The following is a 17,787-nucleotide window of genomic DNA, read 5'->3' as shown; positions in this document are numbered from 1 at the left end:
AGGGGTCATCTGAAAAATGTTGAGGCGGTACAGCGTTGGGGGTTTTGCCGCCGGACGGGGTCTAGGTCCGCCCGGCTGCGAGGCGGTTGCGGCGCTCCTCTTCGCGCTTGGAGTACGCGGCCGCGCGGATTGCTTCCTCCGACTCCAGCCCGCTGCCAAGGGCGCCGCCGACGGTCGCAGCCGAGGCCACAAACCAGGTCAGTGTGAACAGGTCGCCATACCCAAGTGGTTTGTTGAGGTAGCCGCCCATCACGGCGGGATCGAGGACAAACAGTGCCCAGGCCAGGTTCACAACATAAAGCGCCAGATAGCAGAGGATCACTCCGATGGTAAGGGTCACCAGCGTGGAGGTGTTGTAGAGACGGGATCTTTCCTTGGCATCGGCGGAATTGTCGTCGGGGCGGTCCCACAGTCCGCCATCGATGATGAGCCAGGCAACAATCAGGGCAATGGAGGCGATGGTTGCGACTATGAGGCGCCACGACGACAGGGAGCCAGCCAGCAGCCAAACGGTGGAGTTGATCGTGGCGACCGCGCCCGTTGTCAGTGCTGCCACGAGCGCGGACTTGAGCCCGGGCACGAGGAGCCAGGGCCGGTTCGCAAGTACCATGCCCACCAGCAGCCGCCAGCGGCTGGTGAAACGGGGGAGCGGCTCGCTGTCCGCGTCACGCGCAGTCGCGGCCATGCCGCTCACGAGCGCACGCACCGCATGCCGGGCCCGCGGCTGCATGCCGATCCCCCCGAGCGCCGGTAGCGACAGCACGGCCGCGCGTCGCTCCGGGTCGGTCTCGGCCAGCAGGTAGCGGCCCTCATCCTCGTCACGAAACGGAAGCTCGGTCAGCCCGATAACCACGTCCCATTCATGCTGACGGGCGTGATCCCGAAGCCGTGCCAGTGCAGTGTCGACGTCCTCGCAATCCATGCTGAATGGCTCGCTCACGATCTCGATGTCCCACGCTTCGCGGTCCTCGCCGCCCGGCGGCCCGAGGTCGCTGAGCTGTTGCGCGATCTCCGTGGGCGCAGCGGGGTCGGCCATCAGGCCGACCTGAATCGGCTTCATCCCGGCAAATTACCACAAAACAGCAGGAGTGCCGACCCCCCACCGGCCGCCGGTCACCAACCTTTCACCAAACTCTTTCGGCTGGTGAAGCCCTCCCCGTCGGCTGAGCCGAGGGGGAGGGCGTCACTCCGGCTGCCCAAGCACATGGGCCGGCAGATTCCTAGGCCGACGCTGCCGGGAACCGTTCCCACACCCGGTGGGCTTCCAGCAGGCCCGTCAATTCCGTTATCAAGGCTTCCACCTCCTTGCCGGACACAATGCCGGGAGCATCCTGCGGTATGCCTGCCGCTTTCAAAGCCGCTGCGCTGCTGTCCAGCGAGGCTATAGCCTTTGCGTGCCTGAATGCCTCTGTCAACAGCAGCACTGCCCGCGGATCCAAAGCACCCCCGGGGGCGGCAGCCTTGGCGTCAAGCCCAGGTGCGGCGTCGGGAGCCGGAGCGGCAGCCGCGGCAACGATGACCGCGTCAAACTCTGTTGAGCGCGCGGTGAGATAGGTACGCTGCACGGGGACCCCGCCGTCGTTCTCTGATCCCAGGAAGCCCGCCGCCGGAGCGATGACCAGCGGGACGATGCCCTCCGCGTCCAAAGCCTTTCGTGCCGCGTTCACGGCAGCAAGGTCGCTGCCCTCATCGGCCAGGATCCCTACAATCCGGCCGGCAACAGGCCAGGTCTTGCCCACCTGTGACAGGGCAGGGCTGGGCTCGGACTCCGGAACCTGTTCTGTTGCAGCGGGGGCGGGCAGGCCAAGGCCCTTGGCTACTGCGGCGCACAGTCCGGCGTCCACGTTGGCCAGAGCTGCGAGCTGCCGTTCCCGGATGGACTTTTCGTAGCATTTGCCCAGCTCGAATGTGTAAGCCTGGATCACATGGTCCTGTTCCACAGGGCTCAAGCTGCGGAAGAAGAGGCCCGCCTGGCTGTAATGGTCGTCAAAGGACGCCGGGTTCCTGCGCTCCTTGATGGAGGCAGCCAGCTCCTCCGGCACATCAATAAATGACCCCATGTCCTGTCCGGCGAGGAACGGGCAGCCGCCGTCGAGCGAGTTGGGCCGGTAGGGAGCGACTCCACCGTGGACTGCCTGCTGGTGCATCCCGTCCCGCAGCATGTCGTTCACCGGAGCCTGCGGACGGTTGATGGGGATCTGACCGAAGTTGGGGCCGCCCAGGCGGGAGATCTGGGTGTCCAGGTACGAAAAGAGGCGTACCTGCAGCAGTGGATCGTTGGTGACGTCGATCCCGGGAACCAGGTGGCCGGGGTGGAACGCCACCTGCTCGGTTTCGGCGAAGAAGTTGGTGGGATTGGCGTTGAGGGTCATGAGGCCAATGGGCTGGACCGGAGCCAGTTCCTCCGGTACGAACTTGGTGGGGTCGAGCAGGTCGATACCTTCAAACATCTGGTCTTCGGTGTCCGGGAACGTCTGGACCCCGAGCTCCCACTCCGGGTAGGCGCCGGCTTCGATGGCGTCGGCCAGGTCCCGGCGGTGGAAGTCCGGATCCATGCCGTTGATGATCTGCGCTTCTTCCCATACCAGCGAGTGGACGCCCTGCTTTGGCTTCCAGTGGAACTTCACCAGGGTGGTGCGGCCTTCCGCATTGACGAACCGGAAGGTATGGACCCCGAAGCCTTCCATGGTCCGGTAGGAACGCGGGATTCCCCGGTCCGACATGTTCCACATCGTGTGCGCCTGGGCCTCGGTGTGGAGGGAGACGAAGTCCCAGAATGTGTCATGGGCGCTCTGTGCCTGGGGAATTTCCCGGTCCGGATGCGGTTTCGCGGCGTGCACGATGTCCGGGAACTTGATGCCGTCCTGGACGAAGAAGACCGGGATGTTGTTGCCTACCAGGTCATAGGTGCCTTCGTCGGTATAGAACTTCGTCGAGAACCCGCGGGTATCACGGACAGTGTCGGCAGAGCCGCGGGAGCCCAGTACGGTGGAAAAGCGGACGAAGACCGGAGTCTCAACGTCTTTGGCCAGGAAACCCGCGCGGGTGATGTTGGCCGCAGTGCCGTAGGAGCGGAACACGCCGTGGGCTCCGGCGCCGCGGGCGTGGACTACGCGCTCCGGAATGCGCTCGTGGTCAAAGTGCGTGATCTTTTCCCGCAGGTGGTGGTCCTGCAGCAGGATGGGCCCGCGCGAACCGGCCTTCAGGGAGTGGTCGGTATCGCGAAGGCGAAGCCCTTGGGCGGTGGTCAGGTACTGGCCGGACTGTGCGCGTGATGTGGCCGGTGCCCCTGTTGGGCTTCCGGTGGGGGAGACCGCCTCAGGTCCCCGCTGGTCCGGCTTGGGCGGCAGAGGCTCCCGCGGGGTTGTGGGTTCGTCCAGGCTGGCAGGTTCGCTTGCCGGGACGCCGGGGATGTTGATGCTGCTCTTTTCTGGCACGAATATTTCTCCTCTGGATGGGCAAAACTGGCAGTCCTCGGCCGATGACCGAAATACTAAGCGTACTTAGCATTGCTCTGCACCCTAAGGAACGTTTTCCGATACCACAAATTTTGCCCGGGATCCGGACTTCCACATGAGCAACCGCGGCAGCTTCGAGAACCTGACGGAACCGGCCCCATTACCGAAGCCGGAGGATTCAACACCAAGCACCGTCTGGATCGGTGAGCACACTTCTTGGAGTACGCCATCTCTCCCAGCCCATGCCCCAGCCCGCTTCGGGCAGTCCCCCGCCACAGCGGCACGCAATGCCTCGCGGAGGACCAAAGTCCCCGTGAAAGAAGACGACGGCGGGACTTCCCGCCGTCGTCTTCAATGGCTGCCCGCCCGGGCAGACCGTCAGGCGTGGGCGCCGCTGATAGCTTCGTCCATCGCAGGATCGGCCTGAAGGCTGCCGGAAGGAACAACGCGACCATCCTTGATGACGGTGCGGTTCCGGCTCTCGTCCCACAGCACTGCGGGCTCCTCAAAAGGATTGCCATCCAGTATCACCAGGTCCGCACAGGCCCCCTCCGCGACGCGTCCAAGGTCTTCTCGCCGGAGGAGCGCAGCGTTGGTCGATGTTGCAGAGCGGAGTGCGTCGTAGACGCCCAGCACTTCGCACTGCAGGCGAAGCCCGGCGAGCTGTTCATCCTCAAGCTCACCCATGAGGTCGGTGCCGAAACCAATCCGGACTCCGGCGTCGCGCGCCAGCGTGACGGCGTTCTTGCCGGCCGCCAGTACTTCCTGGTTCTTGGCGGCGCCCACCTCGGTCAGTCCGATTTCCGCTCCGCGGCGGCCCATGGCGTCGTACGTGACCAGCGTGGGCACCAGATAGACGTCGTGCTCCGCCATGAGCCGGGCCGTTTCGGCATCCAGCAGGTTGCCGTGTTCGATGCAGCCGACCCCGTTCAGCACAGAATGGCTGATGGCTTCGGGCGAGTAGGCGTGCGCGGTGGCGTAGCTGCCCCGCCGCGATGCCTCTTCTGTGACCACGCGGATTTCCGCCGCGCTGTACTGGGGCACACGGATGGGATCGACCGGGGAGATCACACCTCCTGAGGTCATGATCTTGATGGCCGTGGCACCGGTCCGGAACCGGTGGCGCACCGCCAGCAGCAGGTCCTCCACGCCGTCCACTACCTCGCACATGTGGCCGCCATGGAAGCAGCTTCCGTCGTTCGCAGCGCGGATGTCGCCGTGACCACCGGTCTGGCTTAGGGCCGGACCGGTAAAGAAGTACCGGGGACCGGGATACAGCCCTTCCTCGATGGCAGTTGCCAGGCCTACGTCACCCCCCGCCACATCCCGGACGGACGTGAAGCCCCTGGTGAGTGCGGCCTCAAGTCTGCGGGCACCTGCCAGTGCGGAGTAGCTCAGCGGCCCGGTTTCGTTGACCGCCGAGGTCAGGCTGAGCGCGTAGGCATGGAAGTGGGCATCAATGAGGCCCGGAATCACCACCCGGCCGCCAGCGTCAAGGACGACGCCGGCCTCTTCCACCTCCAGGCCTATGCCCGTGATCCGGCCATCCCGGATGCTGATGGAGCCCTCAACCAAATCTGGTGATTCACCGTCGAAGATTAGGGCGTTCCGTATTGTCAGGATTCCCAAAGTGGTCACGTGTGGTTCCTTTGTTTTTGCCCTTGCGGGCGGGCCCCCAATTGATGCCCGCCCGCGAAGGAACTAGTTGGCGCTGGTAAGGGCTTCTTCGAACAGATGAACAGACCGCCGTGCGACGTCCACGGCTGCGTCCACCGATTCTTGGTCGTAGCTGCCTTCAGGGCCAAGGAAATTCATGGATCCGATGGTCTGGCCGTTGCTCACGACTGGAACGTTGACGATCGCCCCGCAGCCCAAGGACTCGATGGTTGCCGAGTCAAAGAAGAACGCGCGGACCGCTTCCTTGTCCGCTCCCAGGAACGGCTGCTGTCCAATGAGCACCTGCTTCAGCCACACGCGGTTCGTGTCCCCGGCGAGGGTCTTCTTCCCGCCCACGGGATAGACATCGGGATGAGTGGTGTAGACGCGTGCCATACTGGCGCCACTATCGGCGATGACGGAGGCGGTAAAGAGGATGACACCGACTTCTTCCTGGGCGTGAGCGTACACGTCGTCGAAGGATTCAAATGGGGAACTCATGGAGTCCTTTCTTTTATTGATGGGAACCCATCCATTTGGTGCTTAGTAGCCGTAGTGGGTCTTGGCGAAGTCCTCGGTGATGAAACCGTTGACGATGTCATAGGTGATGGCATCACGGGAGCGTTTGGAGACCTCTCCGAAGCCGCCGCCCCCTCCCACGGCGAGGCGGACCACGTCGCCGGCCTTGACCTTGCGGGCGTTCGCCTTCAGCGTGCGGACCTCATCAGGGCGGCCGGGGTTGATCACAACTTCCGGCCCCTGGGCGTCCGAACCGCCGAAGAGCCCCCAGGCGGGGGTCTTCGACCGCTCGAACCAGAGCCCCACCACGCAGTCAGCCAGGAATTCGTATTCGCGCACCACACCGTTGCCCCCACGGTACTGCCCGGGACCGCCGGAGTTGGGGCGGATGGAGTACTCGTTGATCCGGAACGGGTAGCGGGTCTCCAGCATCTCGATGGGCAGGTCCTTGAGGGACCCGTTGACGTTGTTGATCATGGCTGACTCGCCATCCGTGCCCTGCCAGGCACCCCAGCCGCCCAGGGTTGCTTCCATGGTGACGAAGTTCCGGCCGAAGCGGGCGTCGAAACCGGCGGCGGTAATAATCATTGAGTCACCGTGGCTGGCGCTGGCGACGCGTTCGGGCATGGCAGGGGCCATTGCCCTGGAGACGAGGTCGATCAGCAGCCCCAGGTGGGAGAAGTACCACTGGCATGCGGCCGGTGTAACGGCGCCGAGCACTGAGCCGGACCGAACCTGGGTGGTCATTGGCCGGAATGAACCGCCGTTGGAGTTGGACTCCGGGCTGACCAGGAGTTTGTAGCCTACCCGCAGTGCCGAGACGGCCTGGGCGGCACCACAATTGACCGGGCCAAGGGTCTGGTCCGCCGATCCGGTCACATCGAAGTCAACGGTGTCGCCGGCCACAGTGACGCGCAGCTTGATCGGAATGGGAGTGTCCAAATTGACGCCGTCGTTGTCCAGGAAGCCCTCGGCTTCGTAGACCCCGTCCGGGATGTTGCGCACGGTCGCACGCTCAATTTCCTCCGTTTGGCGGAAGATCTCATCGCGGGCGGCATTCAGCTGCTCCATCCCGTACCTGCCCACGAGCTCCTTCATCCGGGTGGTCCCCATCCGGAGGGCTGCGATCATCGCATGCATGTCACCAATGGTCTGGTAGGGGAAACGCACATTGGTCCGGATCAGGTCCACAACCGAAGTCTCAATTCCGGCTTCGACCAGCTTGACCGGCCCCATCCTGAAGCCTTCCTGGAAGATGTCCGTCGAGTCCATTGAGCCGCCGACATCCTTGGACCCCATGTCCATCCAGTGCGCACGGGTGGCCGCGAATCCCACCACCGCGCCTTCGTCAAAGATCGGAGCAAAAAGGGTCACATCGTTGAGGTGAGTGCCGCCCAGGTATGAGTCATTGAGGATCCAGATGTCCCCTTCCTGCCAGACCTCGCGGCCGTACATTTCCTCCACAGCGATCGAACAGGTTTCGAGGTTGCCGAGGAACAGCGGCAGGCCGGCGGACTGTCCGAGCACGCGGTGTTCGGTGTCGAGGAGGGCCACGACGCAGTCCCCGCCCTCATAGAGGATGGGTGAGTAAGCGGAACGGATCAGCGTGGCGTTCATGTCATCTGCGGCGCTGGTGAGCGCGTTGCGGATGATTTCCACGGTGACAGGATCAAGGGTTTTGACTGCTGCAATTGTCATTTTTGGTACCTCAGTTTCCTTCGACGTCTTCAGAGCGGATGACCAGGGAGCCGAACTCGTCGACTTTGACATTGAACCCGGGGGGAACCACGGTGGTGGCGGTCTGCTCCACGATGATTGCGGGTCCTTCGAATGTGTGGCCGGCCGCGAGGTCATCCCGGCGGACTACGGTGGTGTCGTGCTCGATGTGGTCAAAGACCACGCGGCGGATTTCGTGCTTGAACCCCGGGTCCTGTGCGGTGACGTGACTTGGAGCTTCCAGTCGTCCCAGGTCGCCGACGGCCTGGGTGCGGAGTGTGACGATTTCGATCGGGGCGCCGAGGTTGGAGTGGCCGTAGCGCTCGTGGTACATCGCGGAAAAGCGGACAGCAAGGTTGGCGATGAAGTCGGGAGACTCGGGTTCGTCAGCGGACGTGAGTGGAACGTTCAGGGAGAATTCCTGCGATTGGTAGCGGACGTCCACGGACGCCGTCGTGGTGCGGCTTTCCTCCGGGACTCCTTCCGAGACCAGAGACGACAAGCCTTCGACCTCCATCGAGCGCAGGACGCCGGCCATGTCTGCCACATCGATGTCTTCGTCAAGGTAGAAGTAGGGTTCGGAGAAGTCCTTACGAATGTTGGTTTGCAGCATGCCCCAGGCGGAGAAGGCGCCGGGGAAGCGCGGAACGATCGTTTCCGGGATGCCAAGTTCCTTAGCAAGGAAGACGGCGTGCATGGGTCCGGCTCCGCCGAAGGCTACGAGGGAGAAGTCGCGGGGTTCGATGCCGCGGGAGATGGTGATGGTCCGGATGGCCTGTGCCATCTGCGAGTTGGCGACGTCGCAGATGCCTTCTGCCATGGCGATGGGGTCCAGCCCGAGCTGGTCACCTACTGTTTTCAGGGCTGTTATAGCGGCTTCACGGTCCAAGGCGACCTGTCCGCCGGCGAACCAGTCGGGGTCGACACGGCCGAGCACCAGGTTGGCGTCGGTAACGGTGGGTTCCGTCCCGCCGCGGCCGTAGCAGGCCGGCCCGGGATTGGCTCCAGCGGAACGCGGTCCCACCCGTAGGCCGCCGGCTTCGAGCCAAGCGACGGAACCGCCGCCAGCGCCGACGGTATGGATGTTGACAACGCTCATGAGCATCGGCAGACCCTCAAGGTGGGCCTCCGTGGAGACGTCCGGCTTGCCGTCAACCACCAAGGAAACATCAAAGGATGTGCCGCCCATGTCCACACCGATGAGGTTACGGTTTCCCGAGACACCCGCCAGTTCGACGTCGCCCATGGCACCGCCGACGGGGCCGGAAAGCAGCGTCTGCAGCGGCCGCTTACGGGCGGACTCGGCGGTAAGGACGCCGCCAGAAGACTGCATGATGTGCAGCGGGGCTTCCACTCCCCGGTCAGTGAGTTTCTCTTCCAGGTCCAAGAGGTAGTTTCGTACAACCGGCCCCGTATAAGCCTCCACGACGGCGGAGGACGTGCGCTCGTATTCGCGCCATTCCTTGGCTGCTTCGTGTGAAAGGGAGACTGTGAAGTCTTCCCCGAGCTCCTCGATCAGAATTTCGCGGGCCCTAAGTTCGTGCGCGGGGTTCTTGTAGCTGAACAGGAATGCAACGGCGACGGCGCCGTACCCCTCATCCACTGCCCGGCGCGCTGCCTGGCGGACTGCCAGTTCATCCAAGGGCACGAGTTCCTGGCCTTGACTGTCCAACCTGCCACCTACGCCGATGACGTCCTTGCGCTCGACCAGCGGGGCAGGCTTGCGGTACTGGGCATTGTAGAGCTCAAGACGGGGGCCGCGGGCAATGTGATAGGTATCTTCGATGCCGGCCGTGGCCAGCAGCAGCACTGGAACCCCACGACGTTCCAGGAACGCATTCAGGCCCTGGGTGGTGCCGTGGACCAGGAAATCGATGTCCGAGAGATCATCAACTATCGATTCGAGGCCTGCGATGACACCGGCACTCAGGTTCCCCGGCGTAGTGGACGCTTTCGTAGCGGCGTACGTGCCGGCGTCCTGATCGTACGCCACGATGTCTGTAAAGGTTCCGCCGATATCCATCGACACCCTGTAGTTCGGCATGTGTATCTCCTTATGGTTGTGGAATGGAAATGGTTCCGGAATGGAACTTTCCGTGTGGGAGATCACAGTACAAATGGGGCCGGCCGGGATGCTGGGCATACTGCATGAATCGGCTGCGGCGGGACAGGCAGAGTGCATAACACTGCCGTGCACACACCGGAACTACCGGGACAGGTGGGCTCCGCAAAATGGGCGTGAGGTTTTACTGAATTGGCCCTTGCCCCTCGCCAGTGCGACAAAAGCCGCTTCCGATTGGGCTTCGCCAAGAGTCTGGCAGCGGCGTGTGGAGAATCGGGTCCAATATTCCGAAGCCACGAAAGTCCTCTGACCTGCGTAGAGGGGTGCGCATTTAGAAGCCCAGTGCTTTACGCCCAAAAGGACGAATCAGAAAAGTGCAGAGTGAACACCGTCGGAGCGCCCCTGGTTTGTAGTGTGATCGCAATCACTCGGCGGAGGGCTAGGGCCATCCACTCCGGGTGGAGGCTTGGATGAGCTGCTCCGAGGTGGATTCCTTGATATCCGGGCTGTTCTCCGTGCACAGAAAAACTGCGTGTACTTCTTATCCTGTCCAAAATATCGGAGGTCAAGACATGTCCAGTATCGACCCACTCATTTCAGGGCAAACGCCCGGGACGGCGAGCCCACCTCGCTCGATGGCCGTCGGGCACGCATTCCGCGACATGCCCTTCGGGTCCATCCACTTCAAAATCTGCGCAGTCCTCTTCATTGCTTTCGCAATCGAGGCCTGGGAAATGCTCATGCTTACCTATGTTGCTGGTGACCTGGCCGCCAGCCTCCAGGTCGGCATGACGCAGGTAGGAATCGCCATCTCGGCGCTCTTTTTGGGGATGATCCCCGGATCACTGGTTTGGGGCCCCATCTCGGACCGGATCGGCAGGAAAGCCACCTGCGCATGGAGCTTCGCCGGTTATGGGGTCTTCACGCTCCTGAGTTGCTTCGCACCGAATTTTGAGACCCTCTCGGTGGCCCGCTTCCTCGCCGGCCTGTTGTTCTCCGGCGTCTTCACTGTGACTTTCCCCTATTTTGAAGAACTGCTCCCGGTTAAGGCCCGCGGAAGGGCCGCCGTCTACCTGGCCGCAGGGTGGCCGATCGGTATCCTGGCCGCCCTCGGCACCGCTGCCCTCATCGGCGGGCACGGCTGGCGCTGGGTCATTGCCGTTAGCGCACTTGCCAGCCTGTGGGGCATCGTTCTGTACAAGGTCGTTCCGGAATCCCCCTACTGGCTGGCGAAGCAGGGGCGGAGCGAAGAGGCACACGATGTCCTCGAACTGCTGGGCGCACGCGGCATTTCCCGTGGCACAATTTTCACCGTATCGGAGGGCGAGAAGCAGTCCATCTGGAGCCTCTTCAAGGGGAGGATGGGCCGGATCACGGTCATTCAAGTCCTGATCAACTTCACCTTCTCCTGGGGCTACTGGGGACTTCAATCGTGGATGCCAACACTGCTTGAAGGGCGAGGATTGAGCGCCTCATCAAGCTTTTCCTTCATCGCCCTCAGCGCAGTCCTCATGATCCCCGGATACATGACGGCCTCCTACCTGACCGGACGTTTTGGGCGCAAATGGATCTTCACGATCTACGTCCTCGCCGCGGCAGGCGGCGGCTTCTTCTTCGGGACAGCCGCAACTGAGACCGAGATGTACATCGGGATGTTCTCGCTGGCCTTCTTCGCTCTCGGGGCCTGGGGCGTCTGGGACACGTGGATGGGCGAGTTCTATCCCTCGGCTCTCCGTGGCTCAGGTTACGGGTTCGGGATATTCGGCCAGCGCGTCGCTAATACGGTCGCACCGAGCCTTGTCGGCTTCCTCCTGGCCTCCGCCGCCGGAGCTACCTCAACAATTCTGTTTATCAACATGTTCTTGTTTGCCACGGTCATCCTCGGCCTGTTCCTGCCCGAAACCGAAGGAAGTGAATTGGAATGATCACCCACACCGACAATCTCGACGCTCTTGCGGAGAACGCCCGAATCCTATGGATCAACCCGCTCTTCACCGATGTGTACAACCGCGCTATGGCGGACTCCTTCCGCCAGATAGTCCGCCCCGGCACCGAAGTTGACGTCGTCTCCCTTGACGGAGAGGGCCCCTCCCATGTGGAATACAACGCCTTCGAAGCACTCATGCTTCCACAGCTGTTGCGCACGGTGCGGTGGGCGGAAGAAAAAGGCTATGACGCCGCCGTCATCGGGTGTTTTTACGACCCGGCGCTGCGGGCGGCTCGCGAAATCACCGATCGGATGGTGGTTGTAGGGCCGGCGCACTCGGCGCTGAGCATCGCCGGCAGTCTCGGTGAGCGGTTCTCCATCCTCGTCGGACGGAAAAAGTGGATTCCCGAGATGGCGGAGAACGTCCATCGCTGCGGTGCATCAGAGCGTCTTGCCTCATGGCGCGTGCTCGAGATGGGCGTCGATGACTTCCAAGAAGATCCGGCACTCACGGAAAAGCGGATCATGGCCGAAGCCCGCGAGGCTGTGGAGAAGGACGGCGCAGACGTCGTCATCCTCGGGTGCACGGCCGAATTCGGATTCTTCCGAACGGTTCAAGAGGAAATTGGCGTACCCGTGATCGACGCGACTGTGGCTCCGCTCAAACACGCCGAGCAGCTCATCGATTCGGTCCGTCGGTTCGGCTGGACGCACAGCAAACGCCTGGGCTACGACGGGCCCACTGCCCAGGAACGCCAGCGGTTCTTCCCGGCACTCGAGCCCAAGCACATCGTGTCAATGACCAGGGTGTCCGGGTAAATACGCCCCGCTCGTCAGGCCGGCCGCTTGCGCGACGGCGAGGCCCTCCACCCATGAGGCATCTTTGGCCCGAGGTACACCAACACCCTCGCTTGCCTTGACATCCCACGATCGAGGCAGGCGAGGGAACCTCGCGGGTCATCAACAATGCGGCGTCCGGTAACCGCATCTGCCCACGATCCCGCCGGCACCAGCGCCGGCTAACCCAATAAAAATCAGACGTGCCATCCGGCACTACGCATAATCGGAGGTACTGCGATGTTCAGACGGACCCTATCTATCAACCCCATAATGGGTGATGGTGAGCACCAAAGCCCAAAGCTGCTGTCTCCCCTCACGCCCAACGACTCGCTGGTGCAGGCATGAGCAGGCCGGATTCCGCGGTTGTCTTCCGCAACATAGGAGGCCCCGAAGTGCTGGCCGTGGAAGCTGCTTCCCCACGTCAACTCGCCGAAAACGATGTCCGCATCAACGTCGCAGCATTCGCACTCAACCGGGCAGATTTAATGTTCATCCATGGAGAGCACTACACAGTCCCGGTGTTCCCCTCGCGCATCGGGTCCGAGGCAGTGGGGACCGTCACCGAGATCGGCGGGAACGTGACCGCCTTCAGTATCGGCGACCGCGTCACGAGCATTCCCTTCTTCACCACAACCGACGGCGTTCAGGGAACAACAGCCGTCCTGCCGGCAGACTATCTCACCCTTGCCCCACCGGAACTTTCGGATGCCGAGGCCTGCTCTGTTTGGATGCAATACCTCACGTCGTACTTCGCCTTCGCAGAGGTAGCCGATCTCGGCAGCGAAGACACAGTGCTCGTCACTGCCGCCGCCAGTTCAGCCGGGCTTGGCGCCATCGAGATCGCCCGTGCGCTGGGGGCGAAGGTGATCGCGACGACGCGGTCAGAAAAGAAGCGATCGCTCCTCCTTGAGACCGGCGCAAACGAAGTAGCCCTCGTGGGTGTCGATGACCTCGGCGAGGTCATCAACCGCACTACCAATGGCAAAGGCGTTCGGGTCGCTTTCGATCCTGTCGGCGGAGAGTCCCTCGGCGTCTACGTCGATCACCTCGCACCCAACGCCGTCATTTTCGGCTACGGAACACTGAGCGATTTGCAGCCTGTCATCCCTATGGCCGCAATGTGCAGAACCCAGTCGGTTTTCCACCCGTACTCGATGTTCAACCACGTTGGACGGGCGGATGAGCGGAGGCGGGGTGTCGACTTCATCCTCCAGCGGATTGGCTCCGGCGACCTGCGTCCCAGAGTCGACAGAGTCTTTGATTTCGATCAGGTGCTTGACGCTTACCGTTACATGGAATCGAACGAACAGTCAGGGAAGATTGTCGTCGAAGTAAGTTAGCCCTGCGGCGCCTGGGTCCGTGTCCGTGGACAGTCCGGCGGACACGGACCGGGGTCTGCCCAGGCATGCACCCCGCCGTCAGGGGAGTCCTTTCTGGTTTTCGAGGGCATCTTCGGAAGTCGTTTTATCCGGCATAGATCGCCGGAGCACTTTGGCGATGAGGTGGACGGACAGCAGCTCCGAGGGGATATCAAGCGGGACGCCGAGTTCCCTTGCCCGGTTAAGCCGGGCCTGCAGGGTGTTCCGGTGCAGGTTGAGGGATTTCGCAGCGAGGCTGACTGAGCCGCGGTGATCGAGAAAAGCGGCCAGCGCAGTAATGATCACATCGCGGTCAGGGGCCGCCATCAGTCGCGGCAGTGTCAGTTCGGCCACGTCCACGACGGCGGCCATGTCGACAAAGGTCGTGGCCGCGACCACCCCTAGGCTGGCTAAACCTAGAACTGTGCCTGACCCCATGGGCCGGGCGGATTCAGCAGCCAGCCGCGCCTCACGCACGATCATCGCCAGCGCCGGGGCATCCTCCTGCCATCGGGACAGTCCCGCCACCAGGCCAAGCTCGGCCAGAGCCGGCCCCAGCCGTGTCCTGATTCGGGTTTCGAGCTGGGTCGAGGCGTCCTGATCCCCGGCCGGTACGAGCGTCAGCCAACCGTCATGAACCTCGGCCAAAGGGCTGCGTGCTGTGACCTTGCGCCAGAGCAGGCGCAACACGGCCGTCAGTTCGGGCCGATGGTCTTGCTCCTCCGCGCTGCGGAACCTCACGGCAACGTACGGCTCCCCGGCACGCCAGCCCAACTGGTTCAGCAGATGCCGGTGTTTTTCCTCGAACTCCGCGCCTGACGCGTCAAGGTCCTGATCCAACCTGGGGATCGCTGCCGTCGGAACGGCCCGGGCAGTGCTGAGTAGGTCCTCCAGCAGCCAGGCAGCCTTCACTGAGGGGGTGGCAACCTCAAGGATTGAGCGCACCAGACGCAGGTTGTGGACAGCGGAAGTGGGCACGCGGGCCGTGATGGTGAAGTGGACGGCGCTATTGGCTTCGCCGACTTCCACGGGGATGACTTCGTCGGTGTCCCGTGGGGGCATTCCGGCGGAGGCCAGAACCACGCCGTCGTACTCCAGCGAAACTCCGAGCCCGTCCAGCTCCCCGGAAATGGTCCTGAGGACATCACCGAGCGTGGTGTCCCTTGCGACTGCCCGGGCGACCCTGGCCAGTTCAGCATCGACCACTGACAGGGCCGCTCCGATCTCGGCTGCCAGTTCCAGGGCAAGCCCTGCAGGGTCCCCGTCAGCGGCCAACAGGGTGATGCCCAACCGCTCCGCCAGTCCCACCGCCGCGCTTGCATAAGCGCTGCCAGCCACGATGACTGCGCTGGCCCGCCGCTCCCAGGCCTGTCGCAGCGCCGCGGAGACGAGCCAACCCCCTGATCCCATTTCGGAGGACAGGACCACCACAGTATTGGGCCGCACCTGCCGGATTGCCTCAAGCTGGGAGACGAGAACAACACTTTCAATCAACCCGCTGGCCGGAGTGAGATACAGCGGCGTGGTCCCGCGGAGGGAGCCGTGCGCCAATAGACCGGCGACATCGAGCCGGGTTTCATTTTTTGATCTACGCATGTCGCCGCCTTGGGTGCATGATCGGAATGCCGAAGGCCTTCGGCTCGGTGAGATCAAGCCCCGCCTCCGTGTACCACTGCGCCGCTGCCGTGATCTTCATGATGTCCAGAACATCGCCCACCTGGACATCGTCGATGTTGACCACCGTGCCCTGCTCGGAATTGAGCAACGTAACCATGTCCGGGACGGCTGCTGCTACCTCGCCGTCCACGAGGACCAGCAGGATCTCATTCTGGACTTCAAGATGGATGATGCGTCCGGTGGTTTCGTCTTCCAGCGTCACGCTGGACGGTTGCGCCGGCAGGCCGAGGTCTGTGGGCCGGGAGAGGCTTTCGATGTGGCTCACGCGGGCCCGGCCGATGCGGGTGGTGCCGAGGAGTTCGGCGAGCAACAGCAGCTTTCTCTCAACGGAGGTGCTCGCTTCGAGGATTTGCCCGATCCGGATCATTCGGCTGATGGAGCCCTGGACGCCATGCTCCATCAGCTGTTGTGCCGAACACGGATACATGGCAGTGGCTGCCCAGCCGCCGAGTTCGGTCACTATTGCACGCACCAGCGTTTCAGCCCGCTGCGCGCTTTCGACCTCGATCACCGCCCGTTCCCCGGTTACCCCCATGAGTGCGATAGGGCCGATCGCCACGTTTCCAATATTCAGCGTCGTTTGGCTGATCAAGGGGAAGACGCGGCCCATGGGGTCGGCATCGATGACGGGCAACGAGGACTGCAGCCCAACCATGAGGGGGACGATTCCGTTGATGTTCGCGGCAGCGAGCGAATAGACCGCCCGCACCGGCCGGCCGAGACTGGCCTCGATGGCACGGATGCAGCCGAGGAACTCATCACCTACGGGAGGCATGTCGGCGATGAAAAGCCCCTGTGTCACCATTCCGACCGCCACCACCAGATCGTCGGGAGCAAGCTCGTCGACGGTGATGAGTTCCAACGACCTGTCCTCCATGGCCCGTTGGATCATTTCTGCGTAAATGTAGATAGCCGTCGGGTCGATGGTGCAGGTCAGGAAGTGGGCACCAGTGCGGAGGTTCCGGACGTCCTCGGGGGTGAGTATGGTGCTCATGGGGTGGCCCCCCGCGCGGCTGTGGGCAGCTCGTGTTCCTCGTCGCCGGACGCTTCTCCTGCCGCCTGGACCCGGATTCGAACGATTCCGGGATTGCCGTAGGGCATGGCATAGACGTTCGATTCAATGATTTGGGTTTGCCCGGGGGTGGCGCCCAACTGGACGGCCGCCGACTGGGCGTCGTCTTCGGCGAGGTTCTGTACTCGTTTCAGGTCGGCTCGGCCGCTGACGGTTTCGAGCCTGTCGATCCAGGCTGTCAGCGGCGCAGCGGCAGCTCCTACCAGCGCGGCGTCCTGGGCCGCCGACGGAGTAGGCACCAGCCCGAAGGGCAGGGCGGTCTCCTTCTCCTCGCGGAGGTCGGCAATCACGGAGGGGATGCCTGCGCGAACCGGATGGTGGATTGTGTATGGCTCGAGAATGGCGGTGTTGCTGGCGAGGCTTGCATCAAATCCCTGGCGGATGAGGCTTCTGGCGACAGGCAGGCCTCCATGGATGTGACCCACCATGGCTCCAGTCTCCATGCAGAGAATGACTTCCCCCTCGGGGATTCCCGCTAGGGTGGCGGCGCCAAGAATTCCCATCGCGGGCTCGGGGCGCAACCCGTGCACAGGCGTCAATGCCAGCCGTGACAGAGGTGCGCGGCCGCCGTCGTTCTTTGCAAATGACAAGTGGGCGGCCGGAAACTGGCGCCGGCCCGCAGCCTCAAGCATGACAGCCAGTTCTTCCCCCGTCTGCATCAGGGCGCTGTTAAGGATGGCCGTGTAGTCGCGGTCGCGGAAAACGCTGGAATAGAAGTCGCTGGAGATACTGATACGCATATCTCTGTCGTGGCCCAGGATGGCATCGGCTATGCGCGTTTCATGGTCGTTTGACGCCGTCGAACCGACAGAAGTGATCGCCACGTTCCGTACATCAGCGGAAAGGATGCCGGGGAGATCGGCCAGGAACCCCTCCAAGTCCAAGCGGGCCAAAGGCCGTCCCCGCAGATCGTGGCCCCCGCGCACATGAACTGTCCGGGTCACTGCCGGCTCAACAAGCGGTGGCAGCACGGTCATGTGGAAGGCATCCGAGGGCGGACGGGGCGAAATGCGGATGGCGACGACGTCGGCCAGTTTCCGCTCCCCCAAGGCCCGCCCGACGTCGGCAGTGATCGCCGTGATGTCGGACCCGAACTCCCGACGGAGCCCGGACAAGGACGAGTCCAACGCTTCCGACAAGCTCCCCGCGTGCACCTCCCGACCCGCGGAAACTACAGTCCGCCCGTCCAGCACAACAGTCCGGCAGCTGGTTGCCTGTAGCCGCAGTCCCACTCTCATTGTTCGGTTCCTGCCTGGCTTCTACCAACGGTGAGTAGCTGCCGAGTGGTGAATATTTTCCATGTTTATAGGGCCCACCACCAGTCGTCCTCTAAGGCTCCCCGCGTCACTGACACGAGCATCATCGCACGCTCCCTCAGCTTATCGAGACGTTGAGGAAGATACCCAGACCGCTCCGCTTTTAGCTGCCAGCTCAGCCCAAATACGCCCTCGGTGAACCCGCCCAACTTCTCCTCCAAAGGCACCGATTGTTCCCAGCCTCCG

At 63.0% G+C, this 17,787-nt stretch carries 12 protein-coding genes; 3 read left to right on the top strand and 9 right to left on the bottom strand.

The window, feature by feature from the left end:
* Nucleotides 1–61: 61 nt before the first annotated feature.
* The 6 genes from BMX78_RS20630 to BMX78_RS20605 form a co-directional block, all read right to left on the bottom strand.
* Nucleotides 62–1,060, bottom strand: coding sequence for a hypothetical protein (locus tag BMX78_RS20630; RefSeq protein WP_091423842.1), 999 nt, complete (start codon nt 1,058–1,060; stop codon nt 62–64).
* Between the two features lie 160 nt (nt 1,061–1,220).
* On the bottom strand, nt 1,221–3,437 hold the full coding sequence (locus BMX78_RS20625; protein ID WP_091423836.1) for a catalase: 2,217 nt from the start codon (nt 3,435–3,437) through the stop codon (nt 1,221–1,223).
* A 399-nt stretch (nt 3,438–3,836) separates the two neighbouring features.
* The gene (locus tag BMX78_RS20620; protein ID WP_091423831.1) at nt 3,837–5,096 is read right to left on the bottom strand and encodes a metal-dependent hydrolase family protein; all 1,260 of its coding nucleotides are present in this window, start codon (nt 5,094–5,096) and stop codon (nt 3,837–3,839) included.
* A gap of 63 nt (nt 5,097–5,159) precedes the next feature.
* Nucleotides 5,160–5,615, bottom strand: coding sequence for a hypothetical protein (locus BMX78_RS20615; protein ID WP_091423829.1), 456 nt, complete (start codon nt 5,613–5,615; stop codon nt 5,160–5,162).
* A gap of 42 nt (nt 5,616–5,657) precedes the next feature.
* A complete protein-coding gene (locus tag BMX78_RS20610; protein ID WP_091423826.1) occupies nt 5,658–7,331 on the bottom strand; it encodes a hydantoinase B/oxoprolinase family protein in 1,674 nt (557 codons plus the stop codon).
* A 10-nt stretch (nt 7,332–7,341) separates the two neighbouring features.
* Nucleotides 7,342–9,393, bottom strand: coding sequence for a hydantoinase/oxoprolinase family protein (locus BMX78_RS20605; protein ID WP_091423823.1), 2,052 nt, complete (start codon nt 9,391–9,393; stop codon nt 7,342–7,344).
* A gap of 653 nt (nt 9,394–10,046) precedes the next feature.
* Here BMX78_RS20605 and BMX78_RS20600 point away from each other — a divergent pair.
* The 3 genes from BMX78_RS20600 (at nt 10,047) to BMX78_RS20590 (ending at nt 13,518) form a co-directional block, all read left to right on the top strand.
* A complete protein-coding gene (locus BMX78_RS20600; protein WP_286139198.1) occupies nt 10,047–11,336 on the top strand; it encodes an MFS transporter in 1,290 nt (429 codons plus the stop codon).
* Nucleotides 11,333–12,157 carry an aspartate/glutamate racemase family protein gene (locus tag BMX78_RS20595; protein ID WP_286139197.1) on the top strand — a complete coding sequence of 275 codons (825 nt, stop codon included), beginning with the start codon at nt 11,333–11,335 and terminating at the stop codon, nt 12,155–12,157. Before BMX78_RS20600 ends, BMX78_RS20595 begins: the two co-directional genes overlap by 4 nt.
* A gap of 413 nt (nt 12,158–12,570) precedes the next feature.
* Nucleotides 12,571–13,518: a zinc-binding dehydrogenase gene (locus tag BMX78_RS20590; RefSeq protein WP_170850897.1), complete on the top strand. Its 948-nt coding sequence runs from the start codon at nt 12,571–12,573 to the stop codon at nt 13,516–13,518.
* Between the two features lie 78 nt (nt 13,519–13,596).
* On the opposite strand, the gene BMX78_RS20585 is transcribed toward BMX78_RS20590, so the two are convergent.
* The 3 genes from BMX78_RS20585 to BMX78_RS20575 are packed head-to-tail and all read right to left on the bottom strand — an operon-like array spanning nt 13,597 to nt 17,424.
* Nucleotides 13,597–15,132: a PucR family transcriptional regulator gene (locus BMX78_RS20585; RefSeq protein WP_286139196.1), complete on the bottom strand. Its 1,536-nt coding sequence runs from the start codon at nt 15,130–15,132 to the stop codon at nt 13,597–13,599.
* Nucleotides 15,125–16,207: a DUF917 domain-containing protein gene (locus tag BMX78_RS20580; RefSeq protein WP_091423817.1), complete on the bottom strand. Its 1,083-nt coding sequence runs from the start codon at nt 16,205–16,207 to the stop codon at nt 15,125–15,127. Before BMX78_RS20580 ends, BMX78_RS20585 begins: the two co-directional genes overlap by 8 nt.
* Nucleotides 16,204–17,424: a hydantoinase/oxoprolinase N-terminal domain-containing protein gene (locus BMX78_RS20575; RefSeq protein WP_286139195.1), complete on the bottom strand. Its 1,221-nt coding sequence runs from the start codon at nt 17,422–17,424 to the stop codon at nt 16,204–16,206. The genes BMX78_RS20580 and BMX78_RS20575 overlap by 4 nt, the downstream gene beginning before the upstream one ends.
* Nucleotides 17,425–17,787 lie beyond the last annotated feature (363 nt).

Source organism: Arthrobacter sp. OV608 (genome assembly GCA_900110595.1).
Taxonomy (GTDB): domain Bacteria; phylum Actinomycetota; class Actinomycetes; order Actinomycetales; family Micrococcaceae; genus Arthrobacter.
Note: the sequence above shows the minus strand (reverse complement) of the source record. Positions and strands in the feature narration are given on the sequence as shown.

Coding starts and splice junctions, on each gene's coding strand:
- BMX78_RS20580 (WP_091423817.1), bottom strand. CDS start 16,207: ATGAGCACCATACTCACCCCCGAGGACGTCCGGAACCTCCGCACTGGT.
- BMX78_RS20615 (WP_091423829.1), bottom strand. CDS start 5,615: ATGAGTTCCCCATTTGAATCCTTCGACGACGTGTACGCTCACGCCCAG.
- BMX78_RS20610 (WP_091423826.1), bottom strand. CDS start 7,331: ATGACAATTGCAGCAGTCAAAACCCTTGATCCTGTCACCGTGGAAATC.
- BMX78_RS20630 (WP_091423842.1), bottom strand. CDS start 1,060: ATGAAGCCGATTCAGGTCGGCCTGATGGCCGACCCCGCTGCGCCCACG.
- BMX78_RS20595 (WP_286139197.1), top strand. CDS start 11,333: ATGATCACCCACACCGACAATCTCGACGCTCTTGCGGAGAACGCCCGA.
- BMX78_RS20585 (WP_286139196.1), bottom strand. CDS start 15,132: ATGCGTAGATCAAAAAATGAAACCCGGCTCGATGTCGCCGGTCTATTG.
- BMX78_RS20605 (WP_091423823.1), bottom strand. CDS start 9,393: ATGCCGAACTACAGGGTGTCGATGGATATCGGCGGAACCTTTACAGAC.
- BMX78_RS20600 (WP_286139198.1), top strand. CDS start 10,047: ATGGCCGTCGGGCACGCATTCCGCGACATGCCCTTCGGGTCCATCCAC.